The organism is Sporosarcina sp. P29 (assembly GCF_002743265.1).
In the GTDB taxonomy this organism is placed as follows: domain Bacteria; phylum Bacillota; class Bacilli; order Bacillales_A; family Planococcaceae; genus Sporosarcina.
The window spans coordinates 1-15288 of sequence record NZ_PDYX01000026.1 but is presented as its reverse complement, the minus strand read 5'-3'; the positions used below and the strand labels follow the sequence as shown (position 1 = coordinate 15288).

General features: G+C 42.1%; 11 protein-coding genes. All 11 read right to left on the bottom strand.

Annotation, left to right across the window (positions count from 1 at the left end):
- Positions 1 to 20: 20 nt before the first annotated feature.
- The 11 genes from CSV68_RS14970 to CSV68_RS14920 all read right to left on the bottom strand — a co-directional run bounded on the left by CSV68_RS14970 (position 21) and on the right by CSV68_RS14920 (position 14879).
- Entirely contained in the window at positions 21 to 1328 is a 1308-nt protein-coding gene (locus CSV68_RS14970) for a globin-coupled sensor protein (protein WP_099662537.1), read from the bottom strand.
- Between the two features lie 147 nt (positions 1329 to 1475).
- A complete protein-coding gene (locus CSV68_RS14965; RefSeq protein ID WP_099662536.1) occupies positions 1476 to 3578 on the bottom strand; it encodes a methyl-accepting chemotaxis protein in 2103 nt (700 codons plus the stop codon).
- A gap of 145 nt (positions 3579 to 3723) precedes the next feature.
- Positions 3724 to 5322: a BCCT family transporter gene (locus tag CSV68_RS14960; protein ID WP_233192940.1), complete on the bottom strand. Its 1599-nt coding sequence runs from the start codon at positions 5320 to 5322 to the stop codon at positions 3724 to 3726.
- 74 nt (positions 5323 to 5396) lie between these two features.
- Positions 5397 to 5840: a RidA family protein gene (locus CSV68_RS14955; protein ID WP_099635511.1), complete on the bottom strand. Its 444-nt coding sequence runs from the start codon at positions 5838 to 5840 to the stop codon at positions 5397 to 5399.
- A gap of 15 nt (positions 5841 to 5855) precedes the next feature.
- Positions 5856 to 6590 carry an IclR family transcriptional regulator gene (locus CSV68_RS14950; protein ID WP_099635510.1) on the bottom strand — a complete coding sequence of 245 codons (735 nt, stop codon included), beginning with the start codon at positions 6588 to 6590 and terminating at the stop codon, positions 5856 to 5858.
- Between the two features lie 78 nt (positions 6591 to 6668).
- Positions 6669 to 8141, bottom strand: a complete 1473-nt coding sequence (locus CSV68_RS14945) for an aldehyde dehydrogenase family protein (RefSeq protein WP_233190513.1) — start codon at positions 8139 to 8141, stop codon at positions 6669 to 6671.
- A gap of 30 nt (positions 8142 to 8171) precedes the next feature.
- Complete coding sequence (locus CSV68_RS14940; RefSeq protein ID WP_099662535.1) at positions 8172 to 8972, bottom strand: DUF3726 domain-containing protein; 801 nt, start codon at positions 8970 to 8972, stop codon at positions 8172 to 8174.
- Positions 8954 to 9976: a membrane dipeptidase gene (locus CSV68_RS14935; protein ID WP_099635508.1), complete on the bottom strand. Its 1023-nt coding sequence runs from the start codon at positions 9974 to 9976 to the stop codon at positions 8954 to 8956. The genes CSV68_RS14940 and CSV68_RS14935 overlap by 19 nt, the downstream gene beginning before the upstream one ends.
- Positions 9973 to 11691 (bottom strand): hypothetical protein, encoded by a 1719-nt coding sequence (locus CSV68_RS14930; protein WP_099662534.1) that lies wholly within the window; start codon positions 11689 to 11691, stop codon positions 9973 to 9975. The genes CSV68_RS14935 and CSV68_RS14930 overlap by 4 nt, the downstream gene beginning before the upstream one ends.
- A 165-nt stretch (positions 11692 to 11856) precedes the next feature.
- Positions 11857 to 12978 (bottom strand): virulence factor, encoded by a 1122-nt coding sequence (locus tag CSV68_RS14925; RefSeq protein WP_099635506.1) that lies wholly within the window; start codon positions 12976 to 12978, stop codon positions 11857 to 11859.
- 20 nt (positions 12979 to 12998) lie between these two features.
- Entirely contained in the window at positions 12999 to 14879 is a 1881-nt protein-coding gene (locus CSV68_RS14920) for an ABC-F family ATP-binding cassette domain-containing protein (protein ID WP_099635505.1), read from the bottom strand.
- Between the last annotated feature and the right edge of the window lie 409 nt (positions 14880 to 15288).

The window sequence follows — 15288 nt, the reverse complement described above, 5'->3', positions numbered from 1 at the left end:
TAATAGAAAGGTAGGTTAGCTTATAAATCTTCCGCTAAATGTATTAAACCATCCGATGAATGGGCGATACTTTCAATGGCCTGATTAATCTCTTCCAAAATTTGAACCGTGTTTTCGATGGATATGCGAGACTCGGCAGTCTGTTGCTTCATACCACTTACCGCACCGACAATCCCGTCGTATGATTGGGTCACTAGCACATTCTCTTTCGCGCTGTTCTGGATCAACTGTTCCATTAGCTTCATAAATTTAGACATCTCGGCTATATGGCTATTGGTGCTTTCAATCATGCCCGTCACTTTGCCTATTGCTTGTTTAGTCTCGATCGACAAATTTCGCACTTCAGCCGCAACTATAGCAAATCCTTTACCATGCTGACCAGCCCGTGCTGCTTCAATGGCTGCATTTAATGAGAGTAAGTTTGTTTGATCGGCAATGGACGTAATGAGTGTCACGACACCCCTTATTTGCTCAGATGAATGATGCAACGCCTTCATCCTATCCATGAAACCCGAAGTATGCTCAACCATTTGGTCGAATTGTTCAGATTGAGTAATCACCAATTTCTTTCCTACCACCGAAGTTTTCTCTGTCTCCGTAACAAATTTCAAGTTTTGAACCATCATATTTTCCAACATGTGTACTTTTTTGGAAAGCTCTTCGGTTGAAGCATTCGTCTGCTCACTAATCGCAGCTAGATTCTGGGACGTATTCAACACTTGCCCCTTCACAACCGCTTTAGAATCTTCCACTTTCTGTCGGTTGATTTTATTCTCTTCTTCATACGCATCCAAAACCAATTGTTGTTCAAAGTTCATCACTTTCATAAAAGCACGCAATGTATTAAATTGTCTTTTCTTGGGTAAGTCCTGTCGTTCAATAAAAGCGAAAAACTCTTCGTACAATGATTCAACTGCCGCTAAATACCACTTGGGTTCTAAACCGATATGTACATGGACTTTCGCTATAACGCGACGTTGTTTCAAATAGCTCTCGTCTATCTTCCCTTGAAATATGGACTGCATATGTTTCGTTAATGATCCTTTTAAGCGATCCATACTACTATGTTCTGCAATGATATGTAGTAGGTGTGGCTGACCGTCCATTGCTTGGTAGAAACGATTCGTCATTATAGGTAAAACAGGTTGTATTTGCATTTGCATACAAGAAAGAAACTTCAAATCTTGTTCTGTCAGATTAATCATTCGCAGTTGCTGTAATACAGCGGGATATTTTTCTAACGATATAATACCAGTACTTTGCTGTTCGGGGTGCTCCATCTCCTGTACCGAAGTTTGATTTTTTTCCTTATTAAATAAACGTAACACTTGGCTTCATCTCTCTCTTAGGATATTAGTATATTCTTTCATTCTACTCGTTAATTTTTTCTTGTCTCTATAAAACTTATTTAACGGAACCTCAATTCAGACAAAAACAGAAGTGGACTATACCACTTCTGCCGATTTTCTACTGACTTACGCTAATTTGAATCGATCAACAACACTTCGCAGTTCCAGAGCGATCTGGTTCATTTGATTTGTGGAATCTGCTACTTGTTCCAACTCACCTTGCTGTGCGGCAGCTGATGCACTTACTTGTTCAGAAGATGCAGCCGTCTGCTCGGAAATGGCAGAGACATTTTGGATGGCTAAAATGGCGTCGTCTTTATATTCCATCATTTCAGCAAGTTTTTCGGATAGCTCCGTAATTGATTCACGAATTTGATCGATAATGCCGGCATTTTGTACAAACGACTCTTCTGTATCGGTAACGGACTGATTTTGTCCATCCATTGACTTCATATTCAGTTCAATGACATCAACCGTCTGCTGGGATTCTGATAAAATTTCTTTTACGGTTTCTTGAATTACTTCAGTTTCTCTTCGGGATTGTTCCGCTAGCTGACGTACTTCATTCGCAACAACCGCAAACCCTTTCCCACTCTCACCCGCTCGCGCCGCTTCGATACTCGCATTGAGCGCCAGAAGATTCGTGCTTGCCGTAATACCATGCAATGTTTGAATGACCTGATTAATAGATGAAATTTTATTGGTCAGTGTGGCTATTTGAAGTTGCACTTTTTTATTGACTTCATTAGCCGTCGTATTATGATCCCGTAGTTTTTTCACTTCGGTCATTCCATTTTCCGCAGAACTGGACGCGTCTGTGGATAGCTGATTCATCATCATGAACATAGTGTGGATGTGATCCATACGGTCTGCTAAATCAGAAATCCGTAAGCTTGTCACTTCAGTGTCTTCTGATTGCTTGGAAGCCCCTTGTGCGATTTCATCCGTAGCTACTGATACTTCCTGATTGGCAGCGACTAACTCTTCGAAGGCTTGTGTGACCTGTGCTGATGAATCACTTAGCTGCCCCGAAGACAGTTGTACAGTTTGTAGGGCCGCATTTGTCCGACGCAACATATCATTATAGGCAAGCGCCACTAAGCCTATCTCATCGTGATGGATTTTCTGTTCATCTACCAGCATGGTCAAATCGCCAGCGGCAGCGGTTTCCATAGATTGTTGTAACGTTTTCAACGGTCTCAATTGTCGATAAATGAAGATTGTAGATGCACTTGACATCAGTAACACGATGACAATGGCAGATATGATCGTAATCCATAAAATAGTAGTAAACGTATCTAGAATCTCAGATCTTGGTGTGACCGTTTGTACTGACCACTTCTCATTAATACCTTTTAAGTTAATCGGAGCAAACGCATTAAATGCTTGTTCATGCAGACTTTGAGAATCTACATACATACTTGCCAATTCACCTTGGTTCAGATCTACTTTAGCACTATTCCAATCAATCGCATCCGCCATATTACTATTATTCAATTCTGGCTTCAAACTGTTCGCTGTAATATAACCAGCATCTGTAATGACAGACGCATAACCGCCTTTTGGTTGAATCGTCTTCACTACATCCGTTAAGAAATCTATAGATAAATCGGTTGTCAATAAACCAAAATAGTTTCCTGAAGCATCAAGCATGGGTACTGAAATAGTAGTCATGAGAATCGTTTGACCATTCGTTTCATACGGATAAGGTTCTGTCAAAATGGCACGTGCTTCTTTTTGGGGAACGGTATACCAGCTGTTTGCTGTCGCATCATCCATTCCACTTAGCGGTTCCACATTAGTCGTATTATCCTGCTTAAAGATATATGGAATGAATTGCTGATTTTCATCAAGTAAATTCTTTGGTATGACTTCTCCCTCAGCGAATGCAGACTGATTGACTACCGCAGCCATCCCAGTCGCGTCATCATTTTTTTGCAAATTGCTTTTGATGATACGAATAATTTCATCTGGCTTCATATCCCCAGTCGCTTGTAATGTTTCCAATATGTGACTCGTTGTGCGCAACATTTCATTTGTTTCATTCAGTTTTGCACTGAGAACGAGTGAATTTTTATTTGCACTTTCTAATGCAAATTCTTCAGCATCTTTAATGCTTTGTTTATGTAACATGACGCTCGTGACAACTGAGTAGACTAAAAACAATAATAAGAATAATGCGATAATGAGTGCTGATAATTTCATCGCAATACTTGCAGACTTCTTCACTTTGTAAGCCCTCCTAGTAAATTATAAGTAGACTAACAGTATACCTTTAGTCCTTGTTCAAAGTATACTCTTTTAGTGATTTTGTTATATAAAAAAACCTTGCCGGATCGACAAGGTTACTAATGAATCATGATAAACTTGCTATTTAGTGTACTTCATCTTGCACAGCCTCATTTTCATTCATTAAACTAGCTGAATTAATTTCTACATTTTCCGCTGGCGCTTCTTCTCCGAATTGTTCAGCGTATAATAGTTTGGCAGCTTTTGGGGCTGCCCAGAATGTCGGTAGCAGTAGGAGTGAGACCGGTATCGCAGTGACTACAATAAAGGATTGGATGGCTTCCACTCCGCCTTCACTAATCATCAATAGTACACTTGCCACCGCTCCCATAATCACTGCCCAGAATACACGCATAATTTTGGGTGGATGGCCGTCCCCCGTAATAGCAACCGAAATCGTATACGCCATGGAGTCGCCTGTTGTGACAACGAATAGAATTGTGACGAGAAGAAACAGTGGTCCAATGATCACATTCAACGGCAGTTGCTCGGTAATGGCAATCATCGCTGCAGGCATTCCGGATGTATTCAATGCTTCGGATATTACACCTGGCTGAGCCATTTCGTAAAATATACCTGCCCCACCGACAGTAGTGAACCAGAATGCGGTGACAATTGGTGCCGTAATGGAAACAGCTAATACGAGCTCGCGAATCGTACGTCCGCGTGTAATCGTAGCGATAAAAATCGCCATCATCGGTCCATAACCGAGGAACCAGCCCCAGAAAAAGATCGTCCATGATCCAAGCCAACTAGAATCACCTCGGAATGTCGCCATGCCAAAGAACTCTTGAAGATGCACACCTGATGATGAAATGAATGTATTGATGATAAATCCGCCCGGTCCAAGAATGAGGATCGCGACCATCAAAATCAATGTGATGATGACATTCAAATTACTCAAGAATTGAATCCCTTTACGTAAACCCGTTACCGCCGAAACAGTAGCAATCGCCACTACCCCGACAATAATGAGGATCTGAGTCGTTAACGTATTGGGCACGCCGTATAAAGCTTCCATTCCATAAGCTGCCTGCAGACCGAGAAATCCGATCGGTCCAATTGTGCCGGCAGCTACAGCAATGACAGAAAACGCATCAATAGTAGTACCTAGAGCGCTTTTACGCATAATCTTTTCACCAAGGATTGGGTAAAGCAATGTACGTGGTTTTAACGGCATCCCTTTCGAATAATGCGCATACATTAGCACAATCGTCCCTAATGTCCCGAGGATCGACCAGGCAAGAAATCCCCAATGCAAATAGGACTGGGAAAATGCCGGAATAATAGCACTTTCCGTTGCTGATTCGACTCCTGTGAACAATGGAGGACGATCCAAAAAGTGATACATCGGTTCTGCAGCCGCCCAAAAAACTCCGCCCCCCGCAAGCAATGTCGTCATGATCATAGCTAGCCATTTAAAATAACCAATTTCCGGCTTATTCATTCCACCTAAGCGAATCTGCCCGTACTTAGAGAATGCCAGGAATAGCGCAATGAAAAATGTACCCAATAATAATAATTGCCAGAACGCTCCAAAGTATTTCACCGCAAATGCAAATGCCCAATCTACTATGTTTGCAACGAAATCCAAGTTAATAAATGATGCGACGACAAATGCTACAAGCAATCCACCGCTAATAAATAAAACGGGACGGTCCGTTTTTGATACGTACTTATTCAAAGTTTTACCTCCTCTAGGCTGCATTTGTGTGTAACCGCTTACTTTCATGTAATGGAGAAAACTTCTCCATTTTCTTACTTCACTTCTACAATGACATCAATTTCCACTGCTGCACCGCGTGGCAACATCATTCCAACTGCCGTACGTGCGTGTGTACCTACTTCTTCACCGAATACTTCCACCAATAAATCCGAAGCACCGTTCATTACTTTAGCCTGTCCAGTGAAATCAAAAGCCGTGTTGATCATGCCGAGAAGCTTCACAAACTTTGTGACGTTCGACAACTCGCCCACTTCTTCTTTAATAGTGGATAGTGCAAATAGTATTGCCTGTCTAGATGCAGCGTAACCCTCTTCTATCGTTAATGTATCGCCTACTTTACCTAGTACATCATATGACAGTGAGCCCGATAGGAATAAAAGATTTCCTGTGCGCACACAAGATATGTAGTTTCCGCCTTTTGCGCGTTTTTCAGGTAGTTCCAAACCTAATTCTTGTAATTTATCTTCTGGTGTCATGAGTATCCCATCCTTTTATAATGCGTCTGTTATTTCCTTGCTTGCTGCGATCACGGAGGCGATATATGGTTCCATCGATTTGCGATTCCATCTGAATAATGGCCCTGATACAGATAATGCACCGATGACGCTATGTTGCTTATCAAACACGGGTACTGATAATGCCGCAACGTTTGAGCTGATTTCCTCTTCATTTGTTGCATACCCTTGGTTTCGTACTTCTTGTAAAATATGTTCCAGTTCATTTCGTTCTTGTACAGATAACGTACCTAGCACTCTTTCCTGCTGGTCAGATGATTGGAAAGCAAGGATTGCTCTTCCACTTGCACCTAAATGTAGCGGTAGTCGTTTCCCAATTCCAACTGAGCGTCTGATTTCTTGCTGACTTTCATACTCCAATACACAAATGCGCATTTGTCCTGTAGGCATGTAGAATCCGACTGTTTCTCCTGTCTCATTGCGTAACGACATGAGCCACGGTTCTACAACAGGTGCAATAGGCATTTCCGTCAAGATTTTATTCGCATAGTCTAAAAAGATGGTCCCTAATGTATACAGTTTAGAACGTGGATCTTGAAACACCATACCTTCTAGTTTCAGTGTAGTTAATAAACGGTGTACGATCGTTGTCGATAAACCGAGACCTTTACTAATATCACTGACTCCTTGGGGACCTGACACATCATTCAAATAGTTGATGACGGATATGGCCTTCACCACTGTCGACGATACTTCCTGTGTCTTAGTCATATTTATGAACTCCTTTTACGTGATGAATAGAAAAGAAGAGGAAAGACTGCTCTATTCCTCTTCTTCATCCACTCTTACTTAGTTGCTGTTGATGTAACGAGTTTTATTTTGGCAATAGAATTCAACCGCTTCGCTGCCGAGTTCTTTGTATGTTCCAGTACTTGATTGCTTATAACCGCCAAATGGTGCTTGGAAGAACGTACCTGTTGTTGTCATGTTCACTTTGACAATACCTGCTTGGATTTCATTCAACGCACGGTTCATGTATGTCAGGTTACGTGTACAGATCGCTGCGGACAGACCAAATGCAACATCGTTCGCTACTTCGATCGCTTCATCGATCGATTCGATTTCAATGATGCTGATTACAGGACCGAATACTTCTTCCTGCGCAATCGTCATTTCTGTCTTCACGCCACCGATTACTGTCGGCTCTACGAAGAATCCTTTATCTGACCCTTCGAATACAGGAATACCGCCACCAGTTAGGATTTCGCCACCTTCAGCTTTTGCTTTTTCAATTAGATCCAATGTAGACTGACGCTCTCCATCACTGACTTGAGGTCCCATTGTTACGCCTTCATCCATACCGTTACCGATTTTAATTTTCTTAGAAGCTTCTACTAATTTATCCGTGAACTCTTGACGGATATCTTTGTGGACCAGTACGCGACTAGTCGCTGTACACGCTTGACCTGTTTGACCGTATCCACCTGCTACCGCAAGTTGAACAGCTGCATCCACATCTGCGTCTTCCATAACTAGTAATGGATTTTTACCACCCATTTCAAGTAATACACGCTTCATATCTTTTGCTGCTTCTTTGTAAATTAAGTTTCCTACACGATTCGATCCCGTAAATGTGATCGCTTTGACAGCTGGATGATTAATCATATCTGTTACCAAACGACCTGGTCCTACTAATTGGTTGACGACACCAGCAGGAACGCCAGCTCTTTCAACAATTTCGATGAACTTCTGTGCTGTCAATGGTGTTTCAGATGATGCTTTCAATACGACCGTGTTACCGCTAAGAATAGCTGGTGCAATTTTCCAAGCCGGAATAGACAATGGGAAGTTCCAAGGTGTTACAACTAACACGACACCAAGTGCTTCTTTGTGTAATTCGATCTGTACACCTGGCATATCCGATTCAACGATGCGGCCTGTCATGCGACGACCTTCACCTGCGTAGAACTTAACGATACCCGCCGCATAATTTACTTCTTTGAATGCATCCGCGTATGTTTTTCCTTCTTCTTGTACAATGATACGGGCGATTTCATCTGCTTCCGCTTCCATGAGCGCAGCAATTTTGAATAAATACTCACCTCTAGCAGGAGATGGTGTCTTACTCCATTCAGGGAATGCTTTTTCTGCTGCTTCGATTGCCGCTTGCGCATCGTCAGCATTGGATTGCTGAACCTTCACAACCAACTCATCTGTATTCGCAGGGTTTCTGATTTCCAACATATCTGTGCCCGAAGTTTCTACCCATTCACCGTTAATATAGTTCTTCAATACTTTAACTTCACTTGTAACTGTCATCATGTATAGTCTCCTCCAGTAATTAAATTAATGTTACGCCATTTCTCCTGCACCGCGTTCACGCGATTGATCAGTAGATTCTACTAGCATGCGCTTGCCTGTTTCGTTTAAATCAAGCCACAGTTCTCTGCTGACTTCTGTTCCAAATTGCCACGAAGATTCCCATCGTTGTTCAAAATCATCTGTGGTAGTTAAAATATAGGATGTGTCTATTGTGTTCTCGAAGCGCTCAATTACTTCATCGATTCTTTCAATATTTGATGTACCAAATATACAAAATCTTGTCGTAACTGATGGTAATTTCAATTTCTGATCACCTGTTAGTCCTAATTCATTATTGATCCCTTCCATGATATCCTCATTATTACGTTTATGGACCATGATCGGGAATGCAAAGTTCGGTGATGAAATAATTAATGATGAATGACTTGGCTTCTTGTATAAAATAATACTAGCCAAACCTTTTTTCGATATATACATCGCTTGTTGTACAAGCACTCGCGATGGTCGTGCATCCCGGACGCACACTGCTACGGACGATTGATCTTCCAAGCGTGCAATCAAATAATCAGCACATGCTTTCCCGAGCAACATACCACTTTGCTTTCCACCATCTATTACAGTGACGCAATCCGATTCATTCAAGATTTCCAGCTCTTCGAATTCACCTTGCAAATCCTCAAGCTCATCGTAAAGTTGTTGTAAACCGTACAGTCCGAGGAACTCGGCATTTGCTACGGTTTCTGCTCCTTCTTCCGCATAACCATAAGGCACTCCGAGAGCTTGGAAGATTTTCTTACAATGAGTATATAATTCTAAGTGAGAGACACGCATTTCGCCAACTCCTTCTCAGATTTAAACCCTTCCGTAAAGAACCGGTGCCAGTTGCCGCCCATTATTTTAGAAATTTCTTCATATGTCATACCACGAGCTTCTAATCCATTTGCGATATTCGGGAAATCGTCTGGTGTCTGGAACCATTCCGGCCAATCCGGCCATCCTGGACTCGCTTTCGAACCTGCACCGTAATCAATTTCATGTGTCCAGCGCCCCATACGCATCCATGCTAGGAAGTCCGTAGACATATTATGAGTTAAGTCCGTTCCGATTCCTACATGGTCAATCCCCATGAAATCAGCCGTACGGGCAATCATATCACAGAACTCTTCCAGTTTTGTATCTGCTCCATTGATCAAGTGAGGATATGCACAAACGCCAAGTACTCCCTTGTTATCACGTAAAGCAGAAAGAATTTCCTCTGATTTATTGCGTTTAGATGGATAGATCCAATCGGGATTAGCATGCGTAATCGCGACAGGACGGCTTGAAAGTGCCAATGTATCGAGTGATGTCTTCGTTCCGACATGCGATAAATCGATAACCATTCCTACTCGGTTCATTTCTTTAATCACATTCTTACCGAATCGAGAAAGACCAGGATCTGTTTCTTCATAACAGCTACTGCCAATCAAATTTTGATTGTTGTATGTCAACTGCATAATTTTTACGCCCATCTCATTGAATACGGAGACGAGACCTAGCTCGTCTTCTAAAGCGGATGTATTTTGTGCTCCTAACATGATTCCGAGTTTACCACTACGTTTAGCTTCATCAATGTCTGCTCCCGTTTTCACCGGTAGGATTAAATCGTCATTCTCTTTAAAAAAGCGATGCCATTCCGCTACTTTAGTCAACGTTTCACGAGCGTTTTCCCATAGTCCAACGCAAGCATGAACAGCCGTTACGCCACCTTTTTGCAACATGATAACAAAATCGCGATCCCACTTACTTAATTCTAAAGCATCTATAACAATCATATCTCTCATATCTACAGTCATTTGATCTCCTCCGCTTTCGGTAATAATGGATAGAACCAATCATCTTCGAATGAAGTAGTTCCGATTTCTTCAACTAGCGGTGCTCCTTGGAATAGCGTAATGCGTACCCAACGATTAGACTTCGGATCATAACGTTCAGCACCATATATCGCTAGTTTGCAGCGCAATAGATATACCGGAAGTAAATCTTTTCCTGTCAGATTCGCTTGTATCTCACCATACTCCAGACCGTCCAATGATTGGATTCTTCTAACGATCCCTCTTAGCTCCGGCTTTTTCAGTAAGAATGCGGCTACTTTTAGATCATCATCACAGACCTCTATTTCCGTAGCTAGTTGCTGTACTTGTTCTGCAATATTCATCGGCATGTACAACTCATCACCCGGATCGATTCCACGTTCTCCAATACGCGGTTCTTCCTTTTCAGCAGAACGGTACCAGAAATAATGTCTTGATTCTGGTTTTGTGAAATCGTACTGGAACGCCCACTGATATTGTTTTCGAATAATTTCACGCAATGAACCAATGGACATTTCCGGTATCAAATGAAGACCGTCATCCGCGTTGGTCTGATGCTCTAAGTCGACGATTACTTCTGGATAGAGATCAATCAGTTCTGAGTTAAGCAATTCCTGTGCTTCCATAGTGGAGTTCGCTTGTACTTTTTCCGTTAACTCCAACCACAGTCTGCCTACTTCATGATTAGAATTTCCTATAGTGTTACAAACGTCTTGTACTAACTTGGAAATCTCTCCGATTTCTGTTGCCAAGTCCCTTGGATTTTTAAATACTTCCATATTCGGAATTGGAGCGTCTTCAAAGAATGTATGAACTTGTTGTAGTTTCACAATTAAGCGCTTGCAATCTTCTGCAGTTGGCTTCATTTTCTTTGCACGTGCCAATGCTACTTCACGAATCCACATCCACTGATGGAGAAGTTTTGGATGGGAGATCAAGTAAGGTACCATTCCAAGTCCTGTTGCATTGCCTGTCCCGAGCAGTTTTTTAATTTCAGGATGTAATGTAGCTGCTTGTGGATTGTTCTTGCGCGCAATATGTTCAACCAGATCAAAACTGAAGTGGCGCAACATATAGACAGCAAACATTTGAGATAGATAGGCACCGCTAAACGTATGGTTATCTTTCATATGTTCATAAGGTGCAATTCCAAATTTACCGTTTCCATAGACTGCAGTTGTGCGGAATAGATAGCCAATATCGTAAATGATTTCTGCATCAGGCTGCTTACCTTGAGATAGCGCTTCCACTACATGAGAAAAAACACGTTGGCTCTTATTCGCTCGCGACCATACGAGATCCGTGACATCTCCCCGGCCCATTTCCTGTTTCGGAAGTTCTTGTTTCATTCGTTTCAATTTTTTATCGGAAATCGCTCCATCGCAAAGTGCAAATGTAACATCCCATCTTTCAGAAATGACCCGATCGCTTCGAGTTTCTTCGCTGATCTCACGGGATAATGCGACAAATGTATACTGTCCTTGTGGGGTAGTAATACTATAAAGCGCTTCACCGTAACCTTCATCATTTATGTCAAAAGTCGTTTGCTCAATTTCCCAAGCTTCACGCATCATTTTACGAACTAAAATGCGCAAAAAGCTGAGACTTGTTGAGCGCATTACGCCAAGTCGTTGGATGTCCATTACTTCAGATGCCGGTCTTAGCGCATCTGTGTTTTCAATAGCTAATTTAAACATGTAAAACCCTCCATTCTTCTACTCCCACAAAATATATACTTTTACGATTATCGGAATGCCTTTCCGAATATCTTCCTCTATCATAAACCCGTTTGAATTCTCTGTCAACAATTCTATAAAAAAGTCCATGAAGATTCATAATGAATCTTCATGGACTGGAGTAGTTTATTTAGTTCTTTCAGTCATCTGGCGCCAGATTGAACCTTTTGCCTCTTCGCCTTCTTCAATTCTAGCGATCGCCATACGAACTTGCAGTTTCACTTCAAACTCGTTATCGTTTTCTGCTTCATGCAGTGCAGGTAAGGCTTGTTCTGTTCCAGATTCATAGAGGAACATAGCTGCACGCCAACGGACCAACTTGTTTTTATCTTGTAACAGACGGATAGCCGCAGCTTCGAACCCAACATAGCCAAGGTCGCTCATGCAGTCTGCCGCTGTACGGCGAACCGCCCAACTTTTGTCTTCCAGTGCTTTTTCGATATACGGAATGACTGATTCGTCTTCGATCATACCAAGATACACTGTAGCGAGTCTGCGTATAGACATTTTCTCGTCTTTCAGCGCCATCATCAATACCGGATAGTCTGACTCGTCTGGATCCCGCATTTGATCAAGCAATCGGAAGCGTGTTTCCCATTCCGGAACGATAAATTCCGATACTGTCACTTTCTTTCCACGAGTTATGGTTTCCTCGTCTGCTTTTTCCGCTTTCTCCACGAGCTCATGTAATCGCGTTTCAGGATACGCGGCTTCAAGTTCTAAAACCACTTGCTCGCCTACTTCTTGCAATTCTCCGTAACGGATTCCGTAATCTGCCCACTTCCGAAGTAAGATATAGTTTTCCACCTCAGAATGATGAACGCTTTCCATTGCTTGAATGAAACGTTCACTTAATCCGAATCTAGATTCTTCATCACTATTGAATACTTTCACTTGCAACGGAATCTCTTTATATGTCTGTACATGCACATAGACTTCCCCGAAGTGCTCATCTATCTGTTGCTCTTCGGCCTGCGTGGTCGTTTCGCCGCCTTCATTTAAAACAGAACGTACTTCGGCAAGAATGGATTCCCACGCAACATTTCCAATTCGCTCTACTGCCATAAAGTCTAATACATGATAGATTCCTTTAATTCCTTGGATAGCCAAAAGAGAACGAATCGGCTCAGGTGCCTGTGCTTCATCTTTCTTCTTATAGTTATGGCTAGTTCCATCAGGTAAAGGGGTATCTAAAACAATTTTCATTGAATTTGGACTTGGTGTGGGTTCAATCGATTTGATTTTCAAGAAAATCTCCTCCAATATAATTAATCAGCTAATTCCTGCAAATAAGACCAACGCTCAACTAGTTCTTCGTATTGTTGATTCAGCGATGCTAACTGCTCATCCAGTTGGCGAAGCTGATCATAATCTGAGCCTGTAGTCGTCATCTGTTGTTCCGTTTCTGCTATCTTTTCTTCCATCTTCTCTATATCCGACTCAATCGTTTCGTATTGCTTCTTTTCAGCGAATGTCATTTTCTTTTTAGGTTCTTTAACTTCTGGAGCCGGAGCAACAACCGTCACTTTAGCTTGTGGCTTCACGTCTTTTGTATTCTTTTCATCAAGGTAATCTGAATATAGACCAAGACGCACATCGATTTCACCTGAGCCATCTAAAATCCACAACTTACGTGAGATTCGATCCAAGAAGAAACGGTCGTGGGAAATCGTCACTACTACTCCAGCGAACGTATCAATGAACGACTCCAAAACAGAAAGTGTTTCGAGATCCAAGTCATTCGTTGGCTCATCTAGTAGTAAAACGTTCGGCTGTTCCATTAATAACTTCAATAAATAGAGACGTTTACGTTCCCCACCCGATAACTTACCAATTGGCGTTCCGTGTGCAGATGAAGGGAATAAGAATCTCTCCAACATTTGCGTCGCAGACAATCGCTCACCGTCTCCTGATTCAATATCATTGGACGTCTCACGAATATACTCAATAATCCGCTGATTTTCCTTCATTGGTGGCAAATGTTGATGGAAATGAGCAATCTTTACGGTAGACCCTTTATCGACCTCACCGGTGTCTGGCATTGTCGTGCCATCCAGCATTTGAAGAAGTGTCGTCTTCCCAACACCGTTTGGTCCGATAATCGCAATACGTTCTTTTGCTTGTAGAATAGCGGAAAAACCGTTCAATATCACTTTATCGTCAAATCGTTTCGTAATATTATTGATTTCCAACACTTTTTTACCAAGACGTGTCGTTTGTAAATCCATTTCAAAGTCCAGTGACTCATCAGTCTGCTTCACTTTCGCTTGAAGATCATCAAAGCGGTCAATTCGCGCTTTCTGTTTCGTCGAACGCGCTTTAGCACCGCGGCGAATCCATTTCAATTCACTGCGATAGCGATTTCGGTCTTTCTGATCCGAAGCAGCGGACATCTCTTCACGCAATGCTTTTGACTCCAAATAATCTGCATAATTTCCCGTATGCGAATAAAGTGTTTTATCGGCTAATTCGTAAATATGCGTAGCAACTTGATCCAAGAAGTACCGATCGTGTGTAACGAATAATACGGCCCCTTGAACATTTTGTAAAAAGTCTTGCAACCACTGAATCGATGCAACATCCAGATGGTTCGTCGGCTCGTCCAGTAATAATAAATCCGCTGGTTCGATTAATACTTTAGCGAGAGCGACACGCTTAAGTTGCCCACCTGATAATTCACCCATTTTCTTATCGAATGTCTCGATGCCTAGCTTCATTAATATCGTACGGGCGAGTGCGTTTAAATCCCAACCACCCGATGCATCCATTTCATTTTGATAGAATGAGTAACGTTCCTGGTACTCTTCATTTGAAGAATCTTCGGTAAGTAGTTGTAAAGCATTTTCGTAATTAAGATTTGTACGAATAACTGGTGCATCGCTTTCGAATACTGCTTCCATCACCGTTAAGTCCGGATTGACAATCGGTTCTTGGGGCAAAAATGCTACACGGAATTTATTCGGATGATCCATAGTGACTGTATCCGCACTTCCTTGTCCAGCGAGTATGGATAACAACGTAGATTTCCCTGTACCGTTAATACCAATCAAACCTATTTTATCTCCACTTTTTAAGTTAAATTCTACATCTTTAAAAAGGGTTTTTTCTCCAACTGTTTTAGTTAATTTCTCTACTACTAAATGACTCATCCTGGCACATCCTATTCTCAAATTGCTTCTAGTCTTAGTATAGCCGAAATTCGAGTAAGTTGAAAACATGCACGTTTATGTACTGTGTATTGTTGGGTTTGGTTGTTAGTGGAAGTGAGTGGGGGTGGCATGTAGGGGTTGTTTTTTAAAAGGGTTCGTGCGTATGTGGCTGTGGATTACGTTTCTGTTTAGGGTGCGTAATAAGCGGCTTTGGGTTGTGGTTCTTGCACTTGCTTTTTCTTTTTCTTGTTTGATCGGGAGGTTGTGGTTTAGCTGGCAGTGTAAGTGGAGAATTCATTGTCCCCACTTCGGCGCTGGTGGATGGCTTTCGCGAGGAGCCAGAGACAGGAAGTTCGCCTGTCTTTGTCTCTTCGCTACGCCTACCACAGCAGGCGCCTTCGTTGGATTG

What these genes read in the sequence shown, in the direction of transcription:
- CSV68_RS14955 (WP_099635511.1), bottom strand. Translation starts at nt 5,840, where the DNA reads ATGACACCAGAAGATAAATTACAAGAATTAGGTTTGGAACTACCTGAA.
- CSV68_RS14930 (WP_099662534.1), bottom strand. Translation starts at nt 11,691, where the DNA reads ATGTTTAAATTAGCTATTGAAAACACAGATGCGCTAAGACCGGCATCT.
- CSV68_RS14950 (WP_099635510.1), bottom strand. Translation starts at nt 6,590, where the DNA reads ATGACTAAGACACAGGAAGTATCGTCGACAGTGGTGAAGGCCATATCC.
- CSV68_RS14945 (WP_233190513.1), bottom strand. Translation starts at nt 8,141, where the DNA reads ATGATGACAGTTACAAGTGAAGTTAAAGTATTGAAGAACTATATTAAC.
- CSV68_RS14940 (WP_099662535.1), bottom strand. Translation starts at nt 8,972, where the DNA reads ATGCGTGTCTCTCACTTAGAATTATATACTCATTGTAAGAAAATCTTC.
- CSV68_RS14920 (WP_099635505.1), bottom strand. Translation starts at nt 14,879, where the DNA reads ATGAGTCATTTAGTAGTAGAGAAATTAACTAAAACAGTTGGAGAAAAA.
- CSV68_RS14935 (WP_099635508.1), bottom strand. Translation starts at nt 9,976, where the DNA reads ATGACTGTAGATATGAGAGATATGATTGTTATAGATGCTTTAGAATTA.